Annotated in this window: 24 protein-coding genes; 12 read left to right on the forward strand and 12 right to left on the reverse strand. The window is 67.6% G+C overall.

All coding sequences use genetic code 11. The features are described from left to right. Both B1964_RS02460 and purD read left to right on the forward strand, forming a co-directional pair. Positions 1 to 1,118, forward strand: a 1,118-nt coding sequence (locus tag B1964_RS02460; RefSeq protein WP_079928666.1) for a low temperature requirement protein A, incomplete at its 5' end; no start/stop codon positions are given. A gap of 61 nt (positions 1,119 to 1,179) precedes the next feature. Further along, positions 1,180 to 2,433: a phosphoribosylamine--glycine ligase gene (gene purD / locus B1964_RS02465; protein WP_211602017.1), complete on the forward strand. Its 1,254-nt coding sequence runs from the start codon at positions 1,180 to 1,182 to the stop codon at positions 2,431 to 2,433. Between the two features lie 59 nt (positions 2,434 to 2,492). On the opposite strand, the gene B1964_RS02470 is transcribed toward purD, so the two are convergent. The 6 genes from B1964_RS02470 to B1964_RS02495 all read right to left on the reverse strand — a co-directional run bounded on the left by B1964_RS02470 (position 2,493) and on the right by B1964_RS02495 (position 8,043). Further along, entirely contained in the window at positions 2,493 to 3,422 is a 930-nt protein-coding gene (locus tag B1964_RS02470) for an alpha/beta hydrolase-fold protein (RefSeq protein WP_172398728.1), read from the reverse strand. Between the two features lie 186 nt (positions 3,423 to 3,608). Further along, entirely contained in the window at positions 3,609 to 4,229 is a 621-nt protein-coding gene (locus B1964_RS02475; protein ID WP_079928668.1) for a DsbA family protein, read from the reverse strand. Continuing rightward, positions 4,226 to 4,639 carry a DUF302 domain-containing protein gene (locus B1964_RS02480; protein WP_079928669.1) on the reverse strand — a complete coding sequence of 138 codons (414 nt, stop codon included), beginning with the start codon at positions 4,637 to 4,639 and terminating at the stop codon, positions 4,226 to 4,228. The genes B1964_RS02475 and B1964_RS02480 overlap by 4 nt, the downstream gene beginning before the upstream one ends. 48 nt (positions 4,640 to 4,687) lie before the next feature. After that, positions 4,688 to 4,954: a metal-sensitive transcriptional regulator gene (locus B1964_RS02485; protein WP_006369694.1), complete on the reverse strand. Its 267-nt coding sequence runs from the start codon at positions 4,952 to 4,954 to the stop codon at positions 4,688 to 4,690. Positions 4,955 to 5,022: 68 nt separating this feature from the next. Further along, complete coding sequence (locus tag B1964_RS02490) at positions 5,023 to 7,113, reverse strand: MMPL family transporter (RefSeq protein WP_253193859.1); 2,091 nt, start codon at positions 7,111 to 7,113, stop codon at positions 5,023 to 5,025. A gap of 171 nt (positions 7,114 to 7,284) precedes the next feature. Continuing rightward, positions 7,285 to 8,043: a DUF6882 domain-containing protein gene (locus B1964_RS02495; RefSeq protein WP_079928671.1), complete on the reverse strand. Its 759-nt coding sequence runs from the start codon at positions 8,041 to 8,043 to the stop codon at positions 7,285 to 7,287. 121 nt (positions 8,044 to 8,164) lie between these two features. Between B1964_RS02495 and B1964_RS02500 the strand changes: the two genes are divergently transcribed. Genes B1964_RS02500 through B1964_RS02515 form a run of 4 tightly spaced genes read left to right on the forward strand, consistent with a single transcriptional unit; the run spans position 8,165 to position 11,162 of the window. Continuing rightward, entirely contained in the window at positions 8,165 to 8,767 is a 603-nt protein-coding gene (locus B1964_RS02500) for a TetR family transcriptional regulator (RefSeq protein WP_079928672.1), read from the forward strand. 44 nt (positions 8,768 to 8,811) lie between these two features. Beyond that, positions 8,812 to 9,222, forward strand: a complete 411-nt coding sequence (locus B1964_RS02505) for a hypothetical protein (RefSeq protein WP_172398729.1) — start codon at positions 8,812 to 8,814, stop codon at positions 9,220 to 9,222. Between the two features lie 33 nt (positions 9,223 to 9,255). Continuing rightward, a complete protein-coding gene (purB, locus tag B1964_RS02510) occupies positions 9,256 to 10,683 on the forward strand; it encodes an adenylosuccinate lyase (protein ID WP_079928674.1) in 1,428 nt (475 codons plus the stop codon). Positions 10,684 to 10,724: 41 nt separating this feature from the next. Beyond that, positions 10,725 to 11,162, forward strand: a complete 438-nt coding sequence (locus tag B1964_RS02515; RefSeq protein ID WP_079928682.1) for a VOC family protein — start codon at positions 10,725 to 10,727, stop codon at positions 11,160 to 11,162. A 28-nt stretch (positions 11,163 to 11,190) separates the two neighbouring features. Here the strand turns inward: B1964_RS02515 and B1964_RS02520 are convergent, their stop codons facing one another. After that, positions 11,191 to 11,490 (reverse strand): SelT/SelW/SelH family protein, encoded by a 300-nt coding sequence (locus B1964_RS02520; protein ID WP_079928683.1) that lies wholly within the window; start codon positions 11,488 to 11,490, stop codon positions 11,191 to 11,193. 97 nt (positions 11,491 to 11,587) lie between these two features. Here B1964_RS02520 and B1964_RS02525 point away from each other — a divergent pair, with 97 nt between their 5' ends. Further along, positions 11,588 to 12,475 carry a phosphoribosylaminoimidazolesuccinocarboxamide synthase gene (locus B1964_RS02525; protein WP_079928684.1) on the forward strand — a complete coding sequence of 296 codons (888 nt, stop codon included), beginning with the start codon at positions 11,588 to 11,590 and terminating at the stop codon, positions 12,473 to 12,475. Between the two features lie 7 nt (positions 12,476 to 12,482). Then, complete coding sequence (locus tag B1964_RS02530; protein ID WP_079928675.1) at positions 12,483 to 14,681, forward strand: S9 family peptidase; 2,199 nt, start codon at positions 12,483 to 12,485, stop codon at positions 14,679 to 14,681. Here B1964_RS02530 and B1964_RS02535 read toward each other — a convergent pair. The 3 genes from B1964_RS02535 to B1964_RS02545 form a co-directional block, all read right to left on the reverse strand. Beyond that, positions 14,671 to 15,267 (reverse strand): dihydrofolate reductase family protein, encoded by a 597-nt coding sequence (locus tag B1964_RS02535; protein ID WP_035727745.1) that lies wholly within the window; start codon positions 15,265 to 15,267, stop codon positions 14,671 to 14,673. The genes B1964_RS02530 and B1964_RS02535 overlap by 11 nt on opposite strands. A 120-nt stretch (positions 15,268 to 15,387) precedes the next feature. Further along, complete coding sequence (locus B1964_RS02540; protein ID WP_079928676.1) at positions 15,388 to 16,971, reverse strand: DHA2 family efflux MFS transporter permease subunit; 1,584 nt, start codon at positions 16,969 to 16,971, stop codon at positions 15,388 to 15,390. Beyond that, positions 16,968 to 17,471 carry a MarR family transcriptional regulator gene (locus B1964_RS02545; RefSeq protein ID WP_079928677.1) on the reverse strand — a complete coding sequence of 168 codons (504 nt, stop codon included), beginning with the start codon at positions 17,469 to 17,471 and terminating at the stop codon, positions 16,968 to 16,970. Before B1964_RS02545 ends, B1964_RS02540 begins: the two co-directional genes overlap by 4 nt. 118 nt (positions 17,472 to 17,589) lie before the next feature. Between B1964_RS02545 and B1964_RS02550 the strand changes: the two genes are divergently transcribed. The 4 genes from B1964_RS02550 (at position 17,590) to B1964_RS02565 (ending at position 20,387) form a co-directional block, all read left to right on the forward strand. Next, the gene (locus tag B1964_RS02550; RefSeq protein WP_079928678.1) at positions 17,590 to 18,081 is read left to right on the forward strand and encodes a glutathione peroxidase; all 492 of its coding nucleotides are present in this window, start codon (positions 17,590 to 17,592) and stop codon (positions 18,079 to 18,081) included. Between the two features lie 70 nt (positions 18,082 to 18,151). Further along, complete coding sequence (gene purS, locus B1964_RS02555; RefSeq protein ID WP_079928679.1) at positions 18,152 to 18,391, forward strand: phosphoribosylformylglycinamidine synthase subunit PurS; 240 nt, start codon at positions 18,152 to 18,154, stop codon at positions 18,389 to 18,391. A gap of 15 nt (positions 18,392 to 18,406) precedes the next feature. Next, positions 18,407 to 19,090: a phosphoribosylformylglycinamidine synthase subunit PurQ gene (purQ, locus tag B1964_RS02560; RefSeq protein ID WP_006369709.1), complete on the forward strand. Its 684-nt coding sequence runs from the start codon at positions 18,407 to 18,409 to the stop codon at positions 19,088 to 19,090. A gap of 19 nt (positions 19,091 to 19,109) precedes the next feature. After that, complete coding sequence (locus tag B1964_RS02565) at positions 19,110 to 20,387, forward strand: M18 family aminopeptidase (protein WP_079928680.1); 1,278 nt, start codon at positions 19,110 to 19,112, stop codon at positions 20,385 to 20,387. 37 nt (positions 20,388 to 20,424) lie between these two features. Here B1964_RS02565 and B1964_RS02570 read toward each other — a convergent pair whose 3' ends face one another. Both B1964_RS02570 and B1964_RS02575 read right to left on the reverse strand, forming a co-directional pair. Continuing rightward, complete coding sequence (locus B1964_RS02570; RefSeq protein WP_079928681.1) at positions 20,425 to 21,126, reverse strand: S1 family peptidase; 702 nt, start codon at positions 21,124 to 21,126, stop codon at positions 20,425 to 20,427. 119 nt (positions 21,127 to 21,245) lie between these two features. Further along, positions 21,246 to 21,709 (reverse strand): lytic murein transglycosylase (locus B1964_RS02575; RefSeq protein WP_172398730.1); only part of this gene is annotated, 464 nt, incomplete at its 5' end.

A 21,709-nucleotide genomic window follows, 5' to 3' on the forward strand; every position in this document is an offset into this window, starting at 1 on the left:
ACCAAACAGCGGTGTTCGGCTACGTGCTGTGCACCTTCGCCGCGATCTGGGCGTGGATCAACTTCAGCTGGTTTGCCTCTGCCTTCGACACCGACGATTGGTTCTTCCGTGGTGTCGTGCTGATCCAGATGATCGGTGTGGCCATCCTGGCCCTGGGCGTTGCACCGGTGTTCAGCTCGATCGAACACCACGAACACGTCGACATCCGGGTCCTCGTCATCGGCTACGTGGTGATGCGCGTCGGGCTGCTCACGCAATGGATCCGGGCAGGTCTGCAGAGCGCGGAGTACCGCAAGACATGCTTCACCTATGCCGCAGCGGTCCTCGTGGCGCAGGTGGCGTGGGTGATCGTCGCGATCGTCGACCTCGCCCTGTGGCCCACCATCATCGCGATCGCCGTCTGCGCGTTCATCGAGCTCCTCGGTCCGATCGTGGCCGAGAATTTCGTCAAACCCACACCCTGGCACCCGCACCACATCGCCGAGCGGTACTCGCTGTTGACGATCATCACCCTCGGTGAGGGCGTGGTCGGCACCGTTGCGGTGATGCAGGCGGCCGTGGAAGCACAGGGTTGGTCGGTCCAGACCGCGGTCTTCGGGGTCGCCGCGATCGTCGTCACCTTCGCGATGTGGTGGATCTACTTCGTCATCCCGGTCGGCGACCGACTGCATGCTCGCCCCGACAAGTGCTTCCCCTGGGGCTACGGGCACATCATCATCTTCATGGCGGCCGCGGCCACCGGCGCGGGCCTGGAGGTCGCCGCATTGTGGACCGAACACGAGGCCACGATCAGCACCGGCGTCGTCGTTGCGACCGTGGCGGTACCCCTGGGTATCTACTGTCTCAGCATGCTCACCATGTACGACTACCTGTTGCCGTTCGATCCGGTGACCCTGCTGTGCGGGGCCGGGACGATCGCCTTCATCGTCGGCGGGGTCTGGGCCGCCGACGCGGGGCTGTCCCTGTCGGCGGCGGTGGTGCTGGTGGCGTGTGCGCCGCTGTTCATCGTGGTGGTCGACGAGATCTTCGGGACGACGCGACGCGCCAACACCCTCGGTGTGCCCGAGGACGCGCCCACCCGGCATCCGGACTGCCCGATCGATCTCACCGACCGGTGACGGCCGGTGGCCGAGAATCCCGCGCGGACCGGCCGGGTCCCGACGAATTAGAGTCATGCACGTGCGCGTACTCGTGATCGGCTCGGGCGGCCGCGAACATGCCCTGCTCCTCGGACTCGCCGACGACCCGTCGGTCACCGAACTCCACGTCGCGCCCGGAAACGCCGGCACCGCGGCGATCGCCACCAACCACGGCGTCGACGTCGCCTCGGCCGACGAGGTGGTCGCCCTGGCGCGGACCGTCGCCGCCGACCTCGTCGTCATCGGCCCGGAGGTGCCGCTGGTGCTCGGCGTCGCGGACGCCTTGCGCGCGGCCGGTTTTGCCACGTTCGGCCCCAGTGCCGACGCCGCCCGCATCGAGGGGTCCAAGGCGTTCGCCAAGGACGTGATGGCCGCGGCCGGGGTGCGCACCGCCCACGCCGAGGTCGTCGACAACCCGGCGAATCTCGACGCCGCGCTCGATCGCTTCGGGCCGACCTGGGTGGTCAAGGACGACGGACTGGCCGCCGGCAAGGGCGTCGTGGTGACCACCGACCGGGCCGCGGCGCGTGATCACGCCGCCGAATGCCTGGAGAGCGGTCACCCGGTGCTGCTGGAGAGCTTCCTCGACGGCCCCGAGGTTTCGCTCTTCTGCCTGGTCGACGGGGAGACCGTGGTACCACTGATCCCCGCCCAGGACCACAAGCGCGTCGGCGACGGCGACGCCGGCCCCAACACCGGTGGCATGGGCGCCTATACGCCGTTGCCGTGGTTGCCCGAAGAGGTCACCGCCCGGATCGTCACCGAGGTCGTCGAGCCCGTCGCCGCCGAGATGGTGCGGCGGGGTTGCCCGTTCAGCGGGCTGCTGTATGCGGGGCTCGCGATCGGCGAGCAGGGGCCTGCGGTGGTCGAATTCAACTGCCGCTTCGGTGACCCGGAGACCCAGGCGGTGCTCGCCCTGCTGAAATCCCCTCTGGGACAAGCGCTCAACGCGACGGCGACCGGCACTCTGGCCGACCTGCCGCCGCTCGAATGGGCCGACGGTGCCGCCGTGGTGGTGGTGATCGCCGCCGAGAACTATCCGGCGAGCCCGCGAACCGGTGACGTGATCACCGGCGCCGAGGGACCCGGTGTGCTGCACGCGGGTACCAAACGCGACGCGGAGGGCAACATCGTCTCCGCGGGCGGACGAGTCCTCGGGATCGTCGGGGTGGGCGAGGATCTCGCAGCGGCACGCGCGCAGGCCTACGAGCGGGTCGCCGGTGTCAAACTCCCCGGCTCGCATCATCGCACCGACATCGGCTTGGCAGCGCTGGAAGGCCGGATCTCCCTGTAGCCCGTCTCCCTTGAACCCTGTCTTCCGGTAGCTGTTGTCCGCCAATGGTTGTTGAGGGGTCACGCCTGCAGGCTGCGGCCGAGGAACTCGATCTGCTCGGGTAGGACGTCGCGCCAGTAGCGGTTGTCGTGGCCACCGGGACCGCTGGTGAACGCCGCGGGCGGATGCAGTCCGGCCGCCCACTGACGCGTGTAGGTGAAGAACTGATCGCTGGAGCCGACCGCGATCATCAGCGGGATCCGCCGGAACGCGTCCTGCTGGCCGAACAGTGAATTCTGTTGGTAATCGGCATAATCGTCGAAGGCGCGGGTCGGGAAGGTGCGTGGATCGGCCCACAGTGCCGGTGAGCTGACCGCGATCGCCGCGACCCGGGGGGCGCCCAGGGTCGCACCGATCCGCAGCGCCCCGTAGCCGCCCATCGACCAGCCGTAGAGGCCGATGCGGTCGGTGGACACGTTCAGATCCGGGTGGGCGGAGAGCATCGGGATGAACTCGTCGATCACCATGGCTGCGCCGTCGGTGCCGTCGGCGCGGCGGTGCCAGTAGTTGCGCGCCCCGTCGACCGCCGCGATGGCGAACGGTGCGTTGCCGGCGTCGACGTAGGCCTGTAGTGCGGTGTGCATCGCCAATGGTGAGGTGAAGATCGTCATCTCGTCGGTGCGCAACGCGTGCAGCACCACGACGACCGGCAGCGTCCCGCTCACTCCCGCCGGACGGGCCACCACCCAATCGGTGTCGCGACCGAGCATGTGGGACGAGGTGAAGCTGCCGGTGACCAGGGCCGGGCCGGCGCCGACCGACGGCGTCGAGGGGATCGTCGAGGATGGCGATCCCAGCAGATCGTCCGCGGGTGGGAGTGCGGCGCGGTTGTTCTCCAGCGCCACGGTGTCCTCGGCGCACGCCGCCAGCCCGAGGGCGAGTGCGCCGAGCCCGCCGCCGAGCACGCCGCGCCGCGACAGGCGGATCGGGGCGGATCGGTCGCGGCTCATCGCCGACAACGATAGTGGGGCCGTGACCCGCTCAGCGCCGGCGACCGAACAATCCGCGACGCGGGGCGTCGGGATGACCGGGGCACCATTGCGCCGCGGGCACCGAGGCCTTCACCTGCGCGACATGCCGGCCGCATCCCGACCAGGTGGTCTTGCCGCAATCGCGGCACCGGACTGCGTGACACATCAGGCGACCTCCGCCAGGTTCGGTGGTCCGGACCGCGGTCGCTCGACCTGTGCGAACGCCGCCGTCCCGGCGAGGGTGGTCAGTGCGTCGAACAGCCGATCGGCTTCGTCGCGGCCGGGAATCCCGGTGAGTACGGGACCGAAGTAGGCTCGTCCACCGAAGACGGTGATCGGACTGCCGCCGGTGCCGCCGAGCGCCTCCTGGCTGGCCCGATGGGCGCGGCGGACCGCATCGTCCCAGACGGGATCATCCATGACGGCAACCAGATCGGCGGGCAGTGCGCACTCCCGGAGTGCCTCGCTCACCAGGCTCGCCGACAGCGCGCGCCCCTCGCTGTGCAGTCGACGACCGAGCGCGAAGTACAACTCGCGCATCGCCTCGTCTCCGGCGGCGGCGAGAAGCCGACCCGTCCGGCGCGAGACGGTCATCCGCTCGGCGTGGGCGCCGCCGACCTCGCGGTCCTCGTTGAGGACGGCCAGACTCATCGGACGCCAGGTGGCGTGTACGCCCCGACGCTCGGCCACGCCGGCCAACCACCGGGACGCGGCCCAGGCGAACGGGCATGCGGGATCGACGTAGATCTCGACGACACCGGCATCGGTTGTGGGCGAGGCATTCATGAGTGCACCGTGTTGCTCAGTGCGTCGATGGCCGCGCGGAGTTTCGTGGTGGCGGTCGCGGCGACGTCGGGGAGCCCGGGGGCGTCCGCGACGGCGACCATGAGGTCGGGATTCATCGCCTCGACGATGATCGAACCCGCGCGCGAGGTGTCCTCGCGGACCACCACATTGCACGGCAGCAGCAGACCGATCTGCCGGTCGACGCCGAGTGCGGCGTGCGCGAGCGGCGGATTGCAGGCGCCGAGAATCAGGTAACGTTCCATGTCCTCGCCGAGTTTGGCCTTCAGTGTCGCGGTCACGTCGATCTCGGTGAGCACGCCGAATCCTTGTTCCGACAGTGCTTCTCGGGTGCGCGTCACGGCCTCGTCGAAGCTCGTGTCGGGCAGTGTGGTGGTGATGGCCAGATCCATCGGGATTCCTTTCTCTCGTCCTCGTGGCTCGTGCGACCCGACTCGTGGTCAGGCGAGTGCGAGGAACAGCTTTTCCAGTTGATCTGTGGTCATGGGTTCGCCGGTGGGTTCGTCGCCGGCGATGCATTCACGCAGACCGGTGGCGACGATCTTGAAACCCGCCCGGTCGAGTGCCTTGGACACCGCGGCCAGCTGTGTGACCACGTCCTTGCAGTCGCGGCCCTGTTCGATCATCGCGATGACACCGGCGAGTTGGCCGTGCGCCCTGCGGAGTCGGTTGAGCACGACCGCGATTGCTTCTTCGTCGCCGACCATGTGGGTTCCCTTCGCTGTGGATGTGCCGACACCCATGATACCCCTCGGGGTATACCTCGGAGGAGGCGTCAATGGCCGAATGAGATCGCCGGCAGCAGCCGATCGAGCCATCGGGGCGTCCACCAGGCCCCGTGGCCGGTGATCCGCAGGAGTACCGGAAGCAGCACGAGGCGGATCAGTGTGGCATCGAGCAGGACTGCGACGCCCAGGATGATGCCCATCTCCTTGGGTGGAAGTGGTTGGGCCAGTGCGAAGGTGAAGAACACCGCCACCATCACCGCGGCGGCCGCGAAGATGATGCGACCGGAGTAGGCGAGTCCGTCGACCTGCGCGGTCCGCGGATCACCCGTGCGCTCGTAGTGCTCCTTGGCGGTCGCCAAAAGGAAGACGGTGTAGTCCATCGCGATCGCGAAGATCATCGCGAAGAAGAACACCGGACCCCAGCCGTCGAGGAAGCCCTGCGGGGCGAAGCCGAGCAGACCCGAACCGTGCCCGTCCTGGAAGATCAGCGTGGCGACGCCGAAGGCCGCGCCCGTCGACAGCAAGCTGACCAGGGTTCCCAGCAACGCGATCACCGGGGCTCGCAATGCGACCAGCAGAAGCAGGAAGCCCAGTGACAGGATGACCGCAACGATCACCGGGAACCACGTGTTCAGCGCGTCCTGTAGATCGAGGTTCTCCGCCGCGGCGCCACCGACGAGGGCGCCCGCAGGAACCCGGTCACGCAGATCGGTGAGTATGCCGTCCATTTCCGGTGCGGACGGATCAACCGACGGAATCGCTTGCAGCATAGAATATCCCGAGTTGTCCGATGCGGCCTGGGCCGGCGTGACCATGGCGATGCCGGGCGTCTGTGCGGCTGCGGTGGCCGTTGCCGGAGCGTCCGGGGTGGGAACAATGATCTGCAGTGCCCCGGGGGCGCCGGGACCCATGTTGTCGGCGACGATCTGGTAGCCCTGGCGGACCGGCGCGTCCGCGGGGACCACGGTGATCGACGGCATCGCCACCTTCAATCCCAGCACCGGCAGAGCCAACAGGACCAGGATGGCGAGCGAGACGACGGCGAACGGCCACGGGTGACGATGCAGCAGCTCCCCCCAGCGCCCGAAACGGTGCGATCGGTGCTCCTGCTTCTTCGCCCACGGCAGCGAGCCGGCGTTGACCTTGGTGCCGAGGGCCGACAGCACCGACGGCAGCAGGGTCATGGTGGCCGCGAGGACGAAGACGACGGCGAGCATGATCCCGACGGCCATCGTGCGCACCGCGGGTGCCGGGACCATCAGCACCGCAGACAAACTCACCAGCACCGTCAGACCCGAGAGCAGCACTGCCTTGCCCGCGGTCTCCATGGTCTCGGCAACCGCGTGTTCGGGTGTCTCGCGCAGCGCCATCGCCGCGCGAAAGCGCGACACCATGAACAGGGCGTAGTCGATACCGAGCGCGAGGGCGAACATCATCGCGAAGTTCATGGCCCACACCGAGATCGGGGTGACGGTGTTCAGCAGCACCAGGCCACCGGCCGAGGCGACGAGTCCGGCGATGGTCAGCAGCAAGGGGAGCCCCGCGGCCACCAGAGAACCGAAGGCGATCACCATGATCGCCAGCGTGATCGGCCAGGAGAACATCTCGGCCTTGATCATCGCCTCGTGATTGGCCTTGTTGAAATCGCTCCACAGTGCCGAGGCGCCCGTCGGATACACCTGGATCCCGTTGCCTGACAAGCCGGTCAACGCGGCCTTGTGATCATCGACCGCCTTGACCATCGCGTCGGTGTCGGCAGCGGCGCCGATGATGACGATCGCGGTGTGGCCGTCGCGGCTGACGGTCATTCCCGGTGTCGGGGCGATGACCGGACCGAAGCGCGGGTCGCTGCGCGCGATCCCGGTGATCTCGGCGATCACGTGCCCGACCGCCGGGTCGGTGACCTGGTGGTCGTCAGAGTGGATCACCACCTGGACCGCGGCCGACGAGTTGCCGCCGAAGTGCTGTTGTGCGAGCTCGCGGACCTGCACCGACTCCGATCCGTTGGCTTGCCATCCGGCGCCGGCCAGGGAACCGAAGACACTCGGCGCGGCTGTGCCGAGGCCGATGATGAGCAGGAACCAGATGCCGAACACCCACCGGCGGTGCGTGGCGGTCCAGACCCCGAGCCGTCCCATCGGGCCGGGCCGGGTGTCGTCTGCTGCCGCGGGTGCTGGTTCGTCGGCAACGGTGGTGGAGTGGTCGGTCGAGTCCACGGAGAATTCTCCCTCGCATCGTCAGATACCCCTGGGGGTATTGGTTGGTGACGACAAATATACCCAGGGGGGTATCGGACCGCAAGGGGTGGGTCAGGCGGGCAGGGCGCGCTCCAGCGGGCGGCCGTTCACGTCGAAGGACAACGCCAGGCTCGATCTCTGGTCGGTGAGGACGCACTGCGAGATGTCGGAAGCCGCACCGGCCGGGGTTGCGATCTCGTTGGGGCGCTGCCACATCACGTGCCAACCGAGCCGGACCGCCAAGCCGTGCAGGGCCACGCGATGATCGCCGACGGCCACCTCGCCGAGAAGTGTGGGCAGCGTCGCGACGAGGTCGGTGAAGGTCGGTTCGGCTAGTGGCAGGCCGGTCACCTGGACGATCTCGAAGCCGCCGTCGGCGTCGTCGATGCGCACGACCGGTCCCGCGCCGCTCAGTTGGGCGGCAACGGCACCGAGGGTCGCGGCGATCAGGTCCGCACGCTCCGAATCCGGGCCGCCGGTGCCGGGCATGCTCAGTTCCGGGGAGATCAGCGCGGCAACGCCGAGGCGTTCGCCCGCGCGGCGCAGCTCGGCCAGACGGAGATCGGTCGGCAGGTCGGGGGAGGTGCCGGCCCAGGCCCACCGGATCACCCAGCCCGACGCTCCGGCACGGCGTACCGAGGCCACCGGTGATCGGTGGGCGCAGATCCGCCGGCGCGGATCGGTGGTCGTGGCGAAGACCACCGTGCTGCCCTCGACGGCAGGTGTGTAGCTGCCGAGGTGCTGGGTGAGGTAGGTATCCAGCGCGACGCGGCGCAGTCCGGCATACCAGGCGCCGCAATTGGCGACAGCGCGTAAACCGTCGAGATCCATGCGGGTCACGCTAGTGCCGGAATCGGCGCTGTTGCCCCATCTGTCAGGTGATCGAACGACCGGTCCCTCGCGGTGGCTGATCCGCCGAAAAAGGGGTGGTGACCCAGGTCACCCTGGCAGCATGGTCGCCATGACATCGGCCGCCACCCCGAAGGGAACGAGGCGGCGGACTCGACTCATCGAGGCCGCCGGTGCGCTCCTGCTCGAAGGGGGTTTCGACGCCGTCCGGCATCGTGCGGTCGCCGACCGGGCCAACCTGCCACTGGCCTCGACGACCTACTACTTCGCCTCGCTGGAAGACCTGATGGCCGAGGCCGCCATGTATGTCACCCGTAGTGCCGACGAGGCGATCGCGGCCCGAGGAGCGGCGTTGACCCGGCGCCGGCGCGGTGTCGGGGCGACCGCGGAAGCGCTGTCGGAGGTTTTCATTGGGGCGCAGACACCCATCGAGGATCTCGCCGCGCGCTACGAACTGATCGCGCTCGCGCCCCGGTACCCGCTACTGCGCGACGTCGTCGAGGAACGCAGGCACCACGTCTCGGCGATGCACGCAGAGGTTCTCGAGAAATCCGGCCGCCGCTCCGACCCGCATCAGGTCGGCTGGTTGATCGCGGTCGAGGACGGTGCCGTCGTCGGCACCCTGGGCTGTGCCGAGACCTCGCCGTTCGAAGCCGCACGCGCGGCGCTGAACGGTGTCGTCGACATCCTGGCACCGCAAATGTGAAGACCTGCAACCGAAATCAGGGGTCGGGGAGAGAAAGGTGAGTCATGGGGGAGCGTAAGGGTGCGATACGCCGGTGGGCAGCATCGCTGGTGACGGGTACGGCGGTGGTCGCCGGGGTACTGGCGGGGACCGGGTCGGCGTCGGCGGCACCGACCGGGCCGGTCGACGCGGGTGTGCCGTTCTCGTCGGTGGTCTACGGCACCGGCTGCACCTACAACCTGACGGTGCCGGTCAACTCCGTGGGCATGGTCTCCTTCTACGAGCAGCGCCGTGGATTCGCCCCGATCTTCATCGGCAGAGCGCCCGCGTATCAACTGATCGCGACGGTCAACTGGACGCCGCGCCGACTCGGCGACCGGATGCTCTATGCGGTGCAGAACGGCGTCACGTCCCCGATCACCATCGCCCGGGTGCACCAGGGGTACGGCTCCGGGGGCCTGTGCTTCGCCCTGTAAAGACGCCGGCGGCACGCAAACTACACTGTTGACGTGTCGAAACCTGCCATCAGCAACGTCCTCGCGAGCCGCTATGCGTCGACCGATCTGGTCGAGATCTGGTCGGCGACCAACAAGATCGCCGCCGAACGTCGCCTGTGGATCGCGGTCCTACGGGCCCAGCGTGACCTCGGGATCGACGTGCCCGACAACGCGATCGACGACTACGAGCGGGTCGTCGACGACATCGACCTCGGGTCCATCGCCGAGCGTGAACGCATCACCCGCCACGACGTCAAGGCGCGGATCGAGGAGTTCAACGCGCTCGCCGGTCACGAGCAGATCCACAAGGGGATGACCAGCCGCGACCTCACCGAGAACGTCGAGCAGCTGCAGATCCTGCAGTCGCTGCAGCACGTCCATGCCCATGGCGTCGCCGTCCTCGCGCGGCTCGTCGAACGGGCCGCCCAGTATTCGTCGCTGGTGATGGCCGGACGCAGCCACAACGTGGCCGCGCAGGCGACGACGCTGGGCAAGCGATTCGCGTCGGCCGCCGACGAGTTGATGATCGCGCTGACCCGACTCACCGAACTCATCGACCGCTATCCGCTGCGCGGCATCAAGGGGCCGATGGGTACCAGCCAGGACATGCTCGACCTGCTCGGCGGCGACGCCGGCAAACTCGCCGACCTCGAGTCGAGGGTCGCCGGGCATCTCGGGTTCTCGCGATCGTTCACCTCCGTCGGGCAGATCTACCCGCGCTCCCTCGATCACGACGTCGTCTCCGCACTCGTCCAGGTGGCCGCGGCACCGTCGTCGCTGGCTCACACGATCCGGCTGATGGCCGGACATGAGCTGGTCACCGAGGGTTTCCAGCCCGGCCAGGTCGGGTCGTCGGCGATGCCGCACAAGATGAACACCCGCTCCTGCGAGCGGGTCAACGGCCTGGCCGTGGTGTTGCGCGGCTACGCGTCGATGACCGCCGAGCTCGCCGGCGCGCAGTGGAACGAGGGCGACGTCTTCTGCTCGGTGGTGCGTCGCGTGGCGCTGCCCGACGCCTTCTTCGCCATCGACGGCCTGATGGAGACGTTCTTGACCGTGCTCGCCGAATTCGGCGCCTATCCGGCCGTGATCGCCAACGAACTCGACCGCTACCTGCCGTTCCTGGCCACCACCAAGGTGTTGATGGCGTCGGTGCGCGCGGGCGTGGGGCGTGAGACCGCGCACGAGGCGATCAAGGAGAACGCCGTGGCCGTGGCACTGGCCATGCGCGAGGAGGGGCGCGAACCCGATCTGCTCGACCGGCTCGCCGCCGACGACCGCATCCCGCTCGACCGGGCACAGCTCGACGCATTGCTCGACGACAAGGAGGCCTTCGTCGGCGCGGCGGGCCGCCAGGTCGCCGACGTCATCGCCGCCGCCGAGAAGATCATCGCCGAGAACCCGCAGGCAGCGGCCTACACCCCGGCGCCGATTCTGTAACGAGGACACTGGCTGTCCGCAATGTGGGGAACCATGTCGGCATGAGTATCGACTTCCAGGTGACCTTCGACTGTGCGGACCCGGCAGCGCTGTCCGCGTTCTGGGCCGAGGTTCTCGGCTATCGGCTCGCTCCCCCGCCGCCGGGCTTCGACACGTGGGACGACGCGCTCTCGGTAATGGGCATCGCCGAGGATCGGCGCAACGACGCCTCGGCGCTGGTGGATCCGGCAGGTGCAGGGCCGCGTGTCTTCTTCCAGCGGGTGCCCGAGGGCAAGACCGTCAAGAACCGCGTCCACCTCTGTGTTCGGGCGGCCCCCGGTTTATCGGGTGAGGAGCGGATGGCCGCGCTGGAGCGTCGTGGTGTCGAACTGGTCGATGCGGGCGCCCGGCGGCTCGCCCGGCACGAACCGGCGCCTCCGCTGGCGGGCGGCCACCTCGTGATGGCCGATCCGGAGGGCAACGAGTTCTGTCTCGACTGACTCGGCGGTCCGGGCGAGCAGCCCGTGGCTAGCCCGCGTCGGGATCGGCGGGTGTGCGGTCGGCGTGCCCCAACGACCAGTCAGGTAGTACCGAATTGCGGACGCGGCGTTTGAGTTCGGCGGCGTCGGGAAAACCGCCGTCGCGCTTACGTTCCCAGATCTGCTCGCCGTCGGCCTCGATGACGAAGATGCCGCCGGTGCCCGGGCGCAGGGTGACCGAGCCGAGGTCGGTGCCGAAGGTCGACAGCAGTTCCGCCGCCATCCAGTTGGCCCGCAGCAACCAATTGCATTGCGTGCAGTAGGTGATGGTGATCTGCGGTGCGCCCATGACGACCCAGACTGCCAGATCACCCCGAGCCACCTCACCCCGAGCGCCGGGTCACCCAGGCTGCCCCTGCCGACCTGCGCGCACTATGGTCGAAGGCATGCGTCCGGCTCTCGACTCGTACACCTTTCTCGCCTCCGGCAAGGTCCGCGAGATCTATCAGATCGACGATGACACCCTGCTGATGGTGGCCAGCGATCGCATCTCGGCTTACGACCACATCCTGAGCCCGGCGATACCGGACAAGGGCGCCATCCTGACCGCCATGAGTTTCTACTGGTTCGATGCGCTCGGCGTGCCGAATCACCTGGCGGGCGGACCGACCGATGAGCGCATCCCCGACGGGTGTGTGGGCCGCTCGATGGTGGTGCGCAAGCTGCCGATGGTGCCGGTGGAATGTGTGGCCCGCGGCTACCTCACCGGCTCCGGGCTGATCGACTATCGAGCCACCGGTGCGGTGTGCGGGGTGGCGTTACCCGACGGCCTCGATGAGGCCGACAAGCTGCCGGAGCCGATTTTCACCCCGGCCACCAAGGCCGAACAGGGTGACCACGACGAGAACATCAGCTTCGAGGCTGTCGCCGCACAGGTCGGGTCCGAGCTGGCCGACGATCTTCGTCGCATGACCCTCGACATCTACCGTCGCGGCGCCGAACTCGCCGCACAACGCGGAATCATCCTGGCTGACACCAAGTTCGAGTTCGGGCGCGACACCGACGGGTCACTCGTCCTCGCCGACGAGGTGCTCACCCCGGACTCCTCGCGGTACTGGGAGGCCGCCGGCTACACGCCGGGACAGGTGCAACCGAGCTTCGACAAGCAGATCGTCCGTAACTGGCTGACCTCGCCGGAATCCGGCTGGGATCGCGCCTCCGATACGACCCCACCCGCTCTTCCCGCCGACGTGGTGACACGCACCCGGCAACGATACATCGAGGCCTACGAATGGATTTCGCAGAAATCCTTCGCCGACTGGCCGCAAGGATAGGAGTCACGTGACCGACGCAGCAGCAGCCGACACCGACGCCGCAGGCAGCACCGACGCAGTGGCCGCCGCCGCGCCGGTGGCCAAGAAGGTTCCCCTCGAGCGAATCCATCACGGCGACACCGTCATCGACAACTACGAGTGGTTGCGCGACAAGGACGACCCCGAGGTGATCGCCTACCTCGAGGCGCAGAACGCCTACACCGAGGCCCATACCGCCGCGCTGGCGGATCTGCGGGCGACGATCTTCGACGAGATCCGTTCGCGCACCAAGGAAACCGACATGTCGGTGCCGTCGCGGCGCGGTGAGTACTGGTACTACGCGCGCACCCTTGAGGGCAAACAGTATGCGATGCAATGCCGTTGCCCCATCGTCGATCCCGACGACTGGACACCGCCGACGGTGTCCGAGGATGCGCCGCTGCCGGGCGAGGAGGTGCTCTTTGACGCCAACGACGAGGCCGAGGGGCACGACTTCTTCAGCGTCGGTGCGCTCACGGTCAGTCACGACGGCAACTGGCTGGCCTACAGCACCGACGTGGTCGGCGACGAGCGGTACACGTTGCGATTCAAGGACCTTCGGACCGGAGAGCTGTTGCCCGATGTCATCGCCGATACCGCGGGCGGGGCCGTGTGGTCGACCGACACCAAACACGTCTTCTACCAGACCGTCGACGCCGCGTGGCGTCCGGACACGGTGTGGCGCCACGACATCGGCGCCGGCACCCCCGACGTCAAGGTCTTCCACGAGCCCGACGAACGCTACTGGGTCGGCATGGGATCGACCCGCAGCGACAAGTACCTGGTGATCGCCGTCGGCTCCAAGATCACCTCCGAGTGTTTCGTCCTGTCCGCCGACGACCCCACCGGCGAATTCCGCAGCGTCGCACCCCGGGTCGACGGTGTGGAATACAACGTCGAACACGCCGAGATCGCCGGCACCGACTATTTCCTGATCGTGCACAACGATGTTCGTGACGGCGAGAAGGCCGAGGACTTCGCCGTCGACATCGCCCCCGTCGACGATCCGGCCGCCCGAACCGAGTTCATCGGACATCGGCGCGGCTTCCGGATCGAGGACGTCGACGCCTTCCGCGACTATCTCGTGCTCAGCTACCGCGCCGACGCCCTGCCGCGGGTGGCCATCGCCGATCTCCGGCGGATCGACGGCATCCCGGTCGCCGAGGATTTCATCGAGGTCGCCGTCGCGCAGGAGCTGTTCTCCCTCGGCCTCGGCGGCAACCGCGAATGGGCCACGCCACGACTGCGATTCGGGTACGGCAGCTTCATCGAACCGTCGGAACTCTTCGAGCTCGACGTGACCACCGGCGAGCGCATCCTGCTCAAGCGTCAGCCCGTTCTCGGCGACTTCCGCCCCGAGGACTACGTGCAGTCGCGCGAATGGGCCACCGCCGCCGACGGTACCGAGATCCCGTTGTCGATCGTGCGCCACAAGTCGGTGGCGGCACCCGGCGACGAGGGTGCGGCGCCGGCCCCGTTGCTGCTCTACGGATACGGCTCGTACGAGGCCAGTTTCGACCCGTCGTTCTCGGTGTCACGACTGTCGATGCTCGATCGCGGTGTGGTCTTCGTCCTTGCCCATGTCCGCGGTGGCGGCGAGATGGGCCGGCACTGGTACGAGACCGGCAAGACGCTGACCAAGAAGAACACCTTCACCGACTTCGTGGACTCGGGTCGCCACCTCGTCGAACGCGGCTGGACGACGTCGGAACAGATGGTCGCCGAGGGCGGTTCGGCCGGTGGACTGCTGATGGGTGCGGTGGCCAATCTGGCGCCGGAGCTCTTCCACGGGATCCTCGCCTCGGTGCCGTTCGTCGACGCCCTCAACTCGATCCTCGACCCGTCGCTGCCGTTGACGGTCATCGAATGGGACGAGTGGGGTGACCCGCTGCACGATCCGGCGGTCTACGAGTACATGAAGTCGTACTCGCCGTACGAGAACGTCGAGGCGCTCCCGTATCCCGCGATCCTCGCCCAGACCTCGCTCAACGACACCCGTGTGCTGTTCACCGAGGCGGCGAAATGGGTTGCCCGCCTGCAGGAGTTGAGCACCTCGGACAATCCGATCCTGCTGAAGACCGAGATGTCGGCGGGCCACGGCGGTGTCTCCGGACGCTACAAGCAGTGGGAAGAGGTCGCCTTCGAGATCGCATGGATTCTCCAGCAGACCGGAGCCGTCACGCCGTAGTCTTCGGCACCAGGGTCTGCGCGACGATCCCACCGTCGAAGACGGCGGTGTCGATGAGATCGAGGTCGAGTGGTTGCGTGAGGTCGCTGAACAGCGGCTGCCCGCGACCCAATGCGATCGGTGCGATCACCAGCCGGTATTCGTCGACGAGTCCGAGCGAGACGAGGCTGCGGGCGAAGCGCACCCCACCGTTGACGAGGACGACGCCTGCGGTGTGTTCCTTCAGACGTTCGACGTCGGTGACGAGGTCGCCGCCGGCGAGGTAGGGCGATTCCCACGTGCCCGCTCCCGCGAACGGAAAACCGCCCGGTGGCGGTGCCGCTTCTGCCGACAGGGAGTGCGACGCGACGACCTTCGGGGTGTCGTTCATCGCCGCGGCCATCGGCCCCTGCGCCGACGACCAGAAGGCGGCGACCCCGTCGTGGAATCCCCGCCCGATCAGGTGGACATCGGCCTCCTGCAGGGTGCGCAGCACCCAGGCGGTCGAGTCGTCGCTGCGTGCGGCCATGGCCCAGTCCATCTCACCGTCGGGGCCGGCGATGAAGCCGTCCAACGACATCGACATCTTCAGTACCAGTGTGCTCATGCAGGGACAGACCGGCGCGGCGTTCAGAACTCATCGCTGCAGCGGCCCGGGCCGCCGAATGCACGAGGCCCGCACCCGAGATGATCGGGTGCGGGCCTGGCGCGTTGGTGCCGTCGACGCTCAGTGCAGCAGCGTCGGCGTGCGATCCATGTCTTCCTCGACGAGCGGGGAGGCGATCTTCTTGCGGGGCAGGAAGAATGCGGGGATCACGGTCACCGCGACCAATACCGTCGCCACGATGAACGTGGTACCGAAGGCTTCGGCCGCCCAGGAGAACCACTGATCCGGCGGGTTCGCCGGAAGCGCGGCGGGGGTGTTGGCGCTCGCCTGCACGGCCTGCGCGTACTTATCGGGTGCGGCGTTGGAGCTGATCGCCAGCAGCGACTCCGGATGCGACTTGAACATGTTGGCCAGGACCACCGAGATCACGGCGGTACCGATCGACGACGCGGTCTGCTGCACCACGTTCATCAGCGTCGAACCGTCGGGAACCTGCTTGTTGTTCAGGGTGGCCAGCGCCGCGGACATGATCGGCATCATCGTCATACCCATGCCCAGACCCTGGACGAACAACGCCAGGCACACCGCCCAGTAGGGGGTGTCGGCGCCGAGGAAGACGAAGTAGCCCATGCCGCAGAAGATCAGCACGATACCGCCGAGGACGAACTTGCCCGGCCCCATCTTGTCGGTCAGGCGCCCGGCGATGGGCATGGTGAGCATCGCGCCGAGACCCTGCGGGGCGAGCAGCAGGCCGGCCATCAACGTGGACTCGCCGCGAACACCGATGAAGTACTGCGGATAGAGCAGTGCCGCACCGAAGAACGCGATCATGAAGGTGGTCATCGTGACCACCGCGATGGCCAGCGTCTTGTTCTTGAACAGGCGCAGATCCAGCAGCGGATTCTTCGCGCGCAGCGCGTGGATGATGAACGCGACGATCAGCACGGCGCCGATGATCGTGGTGACGAGCACCTTCGTGTCCATGAACGTGCCGGCGTCGGTGGACGAGGAGATGCCGTAGAGGAACAACGCCAGACCGGGCGAGAGCATCAGCAGGCCGATGAAATCGATTGTCGGGCGCTGTTTCTCCTCGTCGTCACGCAGCACGAGCCAGGCGTAGACGAGGGCGACCAGGCCGATCGGGACGTTGATCAGGAACACCCAGTGCCAGCTGGCCTTCTCGATGAGCAGACCGCCGAGGATGGGTCCGGCGATGGGGCCCAACAGCATCGGGATACCGAGGACTGCCATCACCGAGCCGACGCGTTCGGGACCGGCGGCCTTGGTGAGGATCATCATGCCGATCGGCATCAGCAGACCACCGCCGAGTCCCTGGACGACGCGGAAGGCCACCAGCGAACCGATGTTCCAGGCGACCGCGCACAGCGCGGAACCGATGAGGAACAGCACCAGCGAGGTCATGTAGACCTTCTTGGTGCCGAATCGTGCCGCGGCCCAGCTCGAGAGCGGGATGACCGCGGCCAGCGCCAGCGTGTAGCCGGTCATCGTCCACGCGGCGCCCGCGGCGTTGGTGTTGAAGGTCTCCTGGAAGGTGTTCTGCGCCACCGACACCACGGTCACGTCGAGGATCGACATGATGGCGCCGAGCACGACGACACCGGCAACGGTCAGCACGTGCCGGTCGAGTTTGGTGTCCGGTGGGCCGGCGTGGGCCGTCCCGCCGGCGGAGGTGGAACTCGTCATGAGTGCACTTTCTGGTCGTGGGTCCGATGGGTGTCGAGAGTGGGGTGGGTCAGGTCGAAGTAATCGGTGTCGGCGTCGACGATGTGTCGCAGCGCATCGGTCAATGCGTCACGGTGTTCGGCGGGCAGGCCGGCGACGAAGTCGCTGATGATCTCCTGGCGCACGCTGAGCTGTTCGTCGACGAGGTGCCGGCCGCCCGCGGTGAGGCTGACGCGTTTGACGCGCCGGTCGGCGGGGTCCTCGCGGCGATCGACGAATCCGAGCCGCACGAGGCGGTCGACGGTCCTGCCGGTCGCGGCCAGCGACAAGCCGATGGCCTCGGCGATCTCGTGGACGGACATCGGCACCTGGGCCTCACCGGCGACGAACAACACCCGGATCTGGGAGAAGGTGAGGTCGGTGGTGGCGAGGTCGTCGACAGCGGCGGCCTTGCTCAGGCAGGTCAGTCGATCCAGGAACTCGTGCAGTGCGCGGCACGCGGAATCGATCGAAGTGGACACCCGAAAATACTAACGGCGACGCAACTATCGCGCGAGCACAATTATCGGTGATATGTGTCATAGCGCAGAAAAGTCGGTGATCTGCACCACCGCGCCAGGGGGATTAGGGTCGGGAGTCATGAGCAATGTCAAGGACATCCCCGTGGCCGCACTCGACGGATCGGCGCTGTCGCTGTCCGATTTCACCGGACCTTTGCTGGTCGTCAACGTCGCCAGCAAATGCGGCCTCACGCCCCAGTACACCGGACTGGAAGAACTGGCCAAGACCTACGGTGAGCGCGGACTGACCGTCGTGGGTGTGCCTTGCAACCAGTTCATGGGCCAGGAACCGGGCAGCGCCGAGGAGATCGCGACCTTCTGTTCCACCAATTACGGCGTCACCTTCCCGCTGCTGGAGAAGACCGATGTCAACGGTGACGGACGGCATCCCCTCTACGCCGAGCTGACGAAGCTCGCCGACGCCGACGGCGAGGCCGGTGACATCCAGTGGAACTTCGAGAAGTTCCTCGTCGGCGCCGACGGCGAGCCCGTCGCCCGCTTCCGCCCGCGCACCGAGCCGACCGCACCCGAGGTCGTCGCGGCGATCGAGGCGGCGCTGCCGGTAAGGTAACCGGTGTTCAGCCAACCTCCTCCGGTCGTCGTCCGAAGGCCAGGAGATATTCGATAGGGAGCTATTGCCGATGGCACGAGTGGTGGTCGACGTGATGCCCAAGGCCGAGATCCTCGATCCCCAGGGTCAGGCGATCGTCGGCGTACTGGGCCGTCTGGGATTCTCCGGCATCGCCGATGTCCGCCAGGGCAAGCGTTTCGAACTCGAGGTCGACGACTCCGTCGACGACGTCACGTTGGAGCGCATCGCCGAGGAGTTGTTGACCAACACGGTGATCGAGAACTTCAACGTCTCCCGGATTGCCGAGTAGGCAGCGGAGACGACTGTGAGCAACGCACGCATCGGGGTCATCACCTTTCCCGGCACCCTCGACGACGTCGACGCCGCCCGCGCGGTCCGTCTCGCCGGGGCCGAGGCCGTCGAGTTGTGGCACGGCGACGCCGATCTCCAGGGCGTCGACGCCATCGTCGTGCCCGGCGGGTTCTCCTACGGCGACTACCTGCGCGCCGGGGCGATCGCCAAGTTCGCCCCCGTCATGGGTTCGGTCATCGAGGCCGCCGGCAAGGGTATGCCGGTTCTGGGAATCTGCAACGGTTTTCAGGTCCTGTGCGAGGCCGGACTGCTGCCCGGCGCGCTGACCCGTAACGAGGGACTGCACTTCATCTGCCGCGACCAGTGGCTGCGTGTCGAGTCGACCACGACCGCCTGGACCACCCGGTTCGAGCGTGGCGCGGAGATCCTCATCCCCCTCAAGTCGGGGGAGGGCCGTTACGTCGCCCCGCAACGCAAACTCGAGGAACTCGAGGGCGAGGGGCTGATCGTGTTCACCTATGCCGGTGGCAATCCCAACGGTTCGGCCCTCGACATCGCCGGCATCAGCAGCCCTGACGGCCGGATCGTCGGACTGATGCCGCACCCCGAACACGCCACCGAGGCCCTGACCGGTCCGAGTGACGACGGCCTCGGCCTGTTCTACTCGGCGATCGACGCCGTCCTGGCCAACGCGTGACGATGCGGCGGGTGACGGCATGAGTGCTCCTCGTCTGACCACCACGGCCACCGCGAGGGGGCTCGGTGCCTTCATCGACGCCTCGCCCTCTCCGTTCCACGTCTGTGCGACGGTGGCGGCGGAATTGGAGGAGGCCGGATTCCGGCGCCTGTTCGAGGAACGCGAGTGGTCACTGGATGCGCGCCGCTTCTACGTCATCCGCGGCGGTTCGATCATCGCGTGGGATCTCGGTGACGGCAATGCCTTTCGGATCGTCGGCGGCCACACCGACAGTCCCAACCTGCGTCTCAAGCAACGCCCGGATCGCGTCAGTGCCGGTATCCGCACGATCGCGCTCGAACCCTACGGTGGCGCTTGGCTGAACTCCTGGCTCGACCGTGATCTCGGGTTGTCCGGCCGACTCGCCTATCGCTCCGGCAACGCCGTAGAGCACGTGCTGGTGCATGTGACCGAGCCGGTGGTCCGGGTGCCGCAGTTGGCGATTCACCTCTCCGCCGACCGCAAGGGCGTCACCCTGGACCCGCAACGGCACCTCGACGGGGTGTGGGGGATCGGTGCCGACGTGCCCGACGTGCTGGACTGGGTGGCCGAATATGCCGGTATCGCACCGGATTCGGTGCTCGGCTGGGAGTTGATGACCCACGACGTGGCGCCGTCGCGGCTGATCGGAACCGACGAAAGCCTGCTCAGCGCACCGCGTCTGGACAATCAGGGCACCTGTTACGCCGGGCTGCGGGCGTTGCTCGACGGCTCGCCCGCCATCGCGACCCGAGTACTCGCGCTGTTCGACCACGAGGAGGTCGGCAGCGGCTCCGAGCGCGGCGCGGCGTCGGACTTCCTGTCCACCGTCCTCGAACGAATCGTGTTGTCCCGCGGGGGAAGCCGGGCCGACTACCTGCAGGCGATGGCGTTGAGCATCTGTGTGTCGGGCGACATGGCCCACGCCACCCACCCGAACTATCCCGAGCGGCACGAGCCCACCCACCAGATCGCCATCGACGGCGGTCCGGTGCTCAAGGTGAACCAGAATCTGCGCTACGCCTCGGATGCGATCGGAGAGGCCGTCTTCGCGCTGGCCTGCGACACCGCGGGGGTTCCCATGCAGCGATACATCCACCGGGCCGACCTGCCCTGCGGCTCGACGATCGGGCCGATCACCGCCACGCGTACCGGTCTGATGACCATCGACGTGGGCGCGCCCCAACTCGCGATGCACAGTGCCCGCGAGCTGATGGGTGCCGCCGATGTGCCGATGTATTCCGCTGCGCTACAAGCTTTCCTGAGTACCGAAGCCTGAGCACAGAGGTCTGATCACAGTGGCCTGAGCCGGTCGGTCAGATCGGCCGGAATCCCGCGCCGACGCCGCCTTGGGCGTTGAGGTCGGCGAGGATCGCGGTCATCTTGGTGGCGACCAGCGGGCTGTAGATCGGGATCGCCGGATTCACACAGCCGATCGCGCCCTTGATCGGGGTGCCGGGGATGCCGAGGATGAGGCCGCCGTTGAGCATGCCGACGACACGATCACCCATCACGATCGGGCCGCCGGAGTCGCCGTGGTTGGCGCAGACATAACTGAGGCTGTCGGTGCTGCTGGTCTGCAGGACCGGCCCACAGCTGAAGCCGGTGGTGCGTCCGGCCTTACAGACGTTGGCGCCGGCCGGCGGGAACGCCCCGACGCTGCGGATGGTCGCGCCGCCCGCGGTGCGTACGGCGCTCACCCGATTCGGGTCGAGGGTGATGACCGCGTAGTCACCCGGTTCGCTCTTGCGCGCGAAACGACCGACCACACCCGCGGCGGGGTTGTCCTCGAGGGAGACCTTCGATCCGACATGGCCGCAGTGCCCGGCGGTCAGGCCGATGAGTCGTCCGGCGCGATCGTGCCCGACCGTGGTCATCGTGCAGCCGAATCGGCCGTCGATCACGATGGCACTGCCGCCGCCGACGGTGGCTCGCGGTGCTGCCTGCGCCGCATAGGCGGGCGCGAGTGCGAGCAGGAGTCCGACGAGGACGGTCAGGATGCGCAGGGTACGACGCAAGGTGCTCTCCGATCGTGGTGACAAAGGTCCGGGAGAGTTCGCGATAGCGAATCCGCCCTCGGTGCTCCGCCACCCTATCCGGCGCGGATGCCCGGTCAAACAACCTCGGCGGAAGCGCCTCAGTAGCTGCGGGCGAAGCCGAGCACGTTGTCGACGTAGGTCATCGAGTTGTTGTAGCGCAGCACCGCGGCCGTCTGTCCGGCGATGTCGCGCAGGTTCAGCCCGCCGTCGCACAGGTAGCGCGCGGTGGTCAGCGCGGCGTCGTAGATGTTCTGCGGGTCGGCGATGCCGTCGCCGTTGCCGTCGGCGGCGTACTTCTTCCACGTCTGCGGGATGAACTGCATCGGTCCGACCGCCCGGTCGTGGACCGGGTCGCCGTCGATGGCACCACCGTCGGTGTCGGTGATGACCTGGTTGCCGGCCAGCGAGCCGTCGAGGGTGGGCCCGTAGATCGGGGTCTTCAGGCGGCCGGACGGGTCGACGTCGCCGTTGTCGGCGTGGTGGGATTCGACCTTGCCGATTCCGGCGATGAGCTTCCAGTCGATCCCGCAGACCGGTTCGGTGCGTGCGATGGTGTCGGCGG

This window comes from Gordonia sp. i37 (assembly GCF_002043085.1).
GTDB classification, from domain to species: domain Bacteria; phylum Actinomycetota; class Actinomycetes; order Mycobacteriales; family Mycobacteriaceae; genus Gordonia; species Gordonia polyisoprenivorans.

Bases quoted from the DNA above. Each gene is read 5' to 3' on its own strand.
- B1964_RS02515 (WP_079928682.1), top strand. From the start codon at position 10,725: ATGAGTATCGACTTCCAGGTGACCTTCGACTGTGCGGACCCGGCAGCG.
- B1964_RS02470 (WP_172398728.1), bottom strand. From the start codon at position 3,422: ATGAGCCGCGACCGATCCGCCCCGATCCGCCTGTCGCGGCGCGGCGTG.
- B1964_RS02485 (WP_006369694.1), bottom strand. From the start codon at position 4,954: ATGGTCGGCGACGAAGAAGCAATCGCGGTCGTGCTCAACCGACTCCGC.
- B1964_RS02535 (WP_035727745.1), bottom strand. From the start codon at position 15,267: ATGAGCACACTGGTACTGAAGATGTCGATGTCGTTGGACGGCTTCATC.
- B1964_RS02490 (WP_253193859.1), bottom strand. From the start codon at position 7,113: ATGGGACGGCTCGGGGTCTGGACCGCCACGCACCGCCGGTGGGTGTTC.
- B1964_RS02565 (WP_079928680.1), top strand. From the start codon at position 19,110: ATGAGTGCTCCTCGTCTGACCACCACGGCCACCGCGAGGGGGCTCGGT.
- B1964_RS02500 (WP_079928672.1), top strand. From the start codon at position 8,165: ATGGTCGCCATGACATCGGCCGCCACCCCGAAGGGAACGAGGCGGCGG.
- purS (WP_079928679.1), top strand. From the start codon at position 18,152: ATGGCACGAGTGGTGGTCGACGTGATGCCCAAGGCCGAGATCCTCGAT.
- B1964_RS02525 (WP_079928684.1), top strand. From the start codon at position 11,588: ATGCGTCCGGCTCTCGACTCGTACACCTTTCTCGCCTCCGGCAAGGTC.
- B1964_RS02550 (WP_079928678.1), top strand. From the start codon at position 17,590: ATGAGCAATGTCAAGGACATCCCCGTGGCCGCACTCGACGGATCGGCG.
- B1964_RS02475 (WP_079928668.1), bottom strand. From the start codon at position 4,229: ATGAATGCCTCGCCCACAACCGATGCCGGTGTCGTCGAGATCTACGTC.
- B1964_RS02505 (WP_172398729.1), top strand. From the start codon at position 8,812: ATGGGGGAGCGTAAGGGTGCGATACGCCGGTGGGCAGCATCGCTGGTG.
- B1964_RS02480 (WP_079928669.1), bottom strand. From the start codon at position 4,639: ATGGATCTGGCCATCACCACCACACTGCCCGACACGAGCTTCGACGAG.
- B1964_RS02520 (WP_079928683.1), bottom strand. From the start codon at position 11,490: ATGGGCGCACCGCAGATCACCATCACCTACTGCACGCAATGCAATTGG.
- B1964_RS02540 (WP_079928676.1), bottom strand. From the start codon at position 16,971: ATGACGAGTTCCACCTCCGCCGGCGGGACGGCCCACGCCGGCCCACCG.
- B1964_RS02495 (WP_079928671.1), bottom strand. From the start codon at position 8,043: ATGGATCTCGACGGTTTACGCGCTGTCGCCAATTGCGGCGCCTGGTAT.